The 2,270-nt window shown below is 62.8% G+C and carries 3 protein-coding genes; all 3 read right to left on the minus strand.

Annotated features, from left to right (window positions below; translation table 11 throughout):
• Positions 1 to 716: AMP-binding protein (locus tag VMR03_RS16055; protein WP_325406988.1), on the minus strand; the 716-nt coding region annotated here is incomplete at its 3' end.
• 2 nt (positions 717 to 718) lie between these two features.
• Positions 719 to 1,408 (minus strand): cysteine hydrolase, encoded by a 690-nt coding sequence (locus VMR03_RS16060; RefSeq protein ID WP_325406990.1) that lies wholly within the window; start codon positions 1,406 to 1,408, stop codon positions 719 to 721.
• 24 nt (positions 1,409 to 1,432) lie between these two features.
• Positions 1,433 to 2,270, minus strand: an 838-nt coding sequence (locus tag VMR03_RS16065) for a carboxypeptidase family protein (protein WP_325406992.1), incomplete at its 5' end; no start/stop codon positions are given.

Consider the following 2,270-nt stretch of genomic DNA (forward strand, 5'->3'; position numbering starts at 1 on the left):
CAGAAGATGTCGTCCGCGACCGGCTTCAGCACATGCTTCGAGAATGTATCGGCAATCGCCAGCACATCGCGGTGGAAGTGGATACAGCCCTTCGGCTTTCCAGTGGAGCCGGAGGTGAAGGCAATCAGCGCGATGTCATCCGCGGCGGTGTCGACCGGCGGGCATGCGGGCGATGCCTCCCTCATGGCGCCTTCGAGAGCTCCCTGCGCGTCGCCGAAGACGAGAATGGCCGCCTCCGATTTTGCCATTCCGGCAGCGCGCTCCAGCTCTTCGGTCAGACGATGGTCGCAAAGCGCGAGATCGATCTGCGCCTGCTCCATGACGACGGCCAGTTCGCGCGCCCTGAGCAGCGGCATGGTCGCCACGGCAATCGCGCCGATGCGTTCTACGGCGAGCCAGCAAACCATCATCATCGGGTTATTCGGTCCGCGCAGCAGCACACGGCTCCCGGGCGTCATGCCGCGAGCCTTCAGGACGTTCGCCAGGCGCCCGACGCGCTCCGCCACCTCGGCATAGGTCCAGACCGCATCGTCGCCGATGAAACATGCCCGGGCGCCTGCCCCCGCAGCAATCATGTCGTCGAGCAATGCCACGGCGCAGTTGAGCCGCTCCGGATAGCGGAGCTCCGGCAGATCGAAGATCAGCTCGGGCCAGAGCTCCCTCGGAGGAAGGCGGTCATAGGCGAAATTGTCCCGCTGGCGATCGGCCATGGTCATCCCTACTCGCCCATGATCCCGATCAGTTCGTCGACGGGGCGCACATCGGCAAAGGTCTGCATCACCGAGCGCATCGAGGCGAGATGACCATCTTCATAGGCGGCAACCACCGCGTCGTGCGGCATGAAGGTCTTGAAGTCGAGCATCATCGCGTCGCGTATCGTCGACTCGCAGCCGACATTGGTTGCCGTGCCGACCACGATCACCGTATCGATCCCCCGCTCCCTGAAGAGCTTCTCGACATCCACTGTGTTTTTGAGGAAGGCGCTGAAACGATATTTCGGCAGGACGAGGTCTTCCGCCCGAATGTCGAAGCCCGAATAGACATCATGCGTCGGACGGCCCTCAAGCAGGGCCTCGATCGCCTCGCCCCGCTTGTCGGCACTGACGAAATTCTCGAAGTAATGCCCCCAATACGTATCCGTTCCCGGCGCGCCCGTCGTGTGCCGAAACCAGGCGACAAGACCGCCCCGGCTCCGGAGCGCCTCGACCAGACGGTTGATGGCGGGAACGATCGTCAGGGTCGGCGGCGTGTGGAAGGGAGCGCCGGGTACGAGCCAGGCATTCTGCATGTCGATGACCATTAGCGCCGTCTTCTTCGGCTCGATGCGATCGAAGACGGCCAGCGTTCCCCGGCGATAAATCGAGCGGTCAATCAACTCCTGCGGCAGGGAGGCGGAGGCCTTGGTCATCGTCTTGCTCCGATACGCGGAAATCTATCTCAACTGATCGAGTACATTGTTGATGGCCGTCGGCAATGTCGTCCCGAAGCGCAAAGCGCGTTCCGGCGACCATCCCTGGACGGGGTCCTCTCTCCACGATGTATCCTTGAAAGGCTGTTCGAGCAGGATCGAGAGACAGTCGAAACGTTCGGCGATCCAGTTCCAGGCCATGGTGAGATCGGCTTCGGCCGGCGACCCGCCCGGATAGGGATGGCCCAGCTCGTACTCGGGCGACGCCGCCGCCCAGCTTCTCTCGAAGGCGTTGAAGAGCGACTTGAGCCGCTCGGACCGCGAGGGGATTTCGAGCGGGCCACCCAGGAAGTTGCAGCGCAGCTCCTCGTCGCCATGGCAATCCATGGCGAAATCGACACCCGTCTTTTCCATCAGCGCGCGCACATGAAAGACTTCCGGGCTGAGTTCGAGGCTCGGGCTGACCCATTCGCGGTTGAGATTGGCGCCAGCCGCGTTGGCGCGCGTATTTCCGCGACGAGCGCCGTCCGGATTCATGTTGGGCACGACGTAGAAGACGGCGCGATCCAGAAGGCTCAGCACGACCGGGTCATGCGGGTCGAGCATGCGTTCGAGAAAGCCCTCGACAAAAAAGCCACCCATCGTCTCCGACGGATGCTGCCGGGCAATGATCCAGCAGACTTTCTTGCCTTCGTCCGGCGTGCCGATGGTCAGCATGTCGAGATCGGCGCCTTCGACGGTATGACCGACGGTCGAAAGTGCCATGCGCGGCGACATCTGGCAGCGCCCCAGAAGCGCGAGTTCCCGTTCCAGCGGATAAGGCGCCCATGTCGCGTAATAGCAGCTGTCATATTCCGGCGTG

Source organism: Parvibaculum sp. (assembly GCF_035511255.1).
In the GTDB taxonomy this organism is placed as follows: Bacteria; Pseudomonadota; Alphaproteobacteria; order Parvibaculales; family Parvibaculaceae; genus Parvibaculum.

What these genes read in the sequence shown, in the direction of transcription:
- VMR03_RS16060 (WP_325406990.1), bottom strand. Translation starts at nt 1,408, where the DNA reads ATGACCAAGGCCTCCGCCTCCCTGCCGCAGGAGTTGATTGACCGCTCG.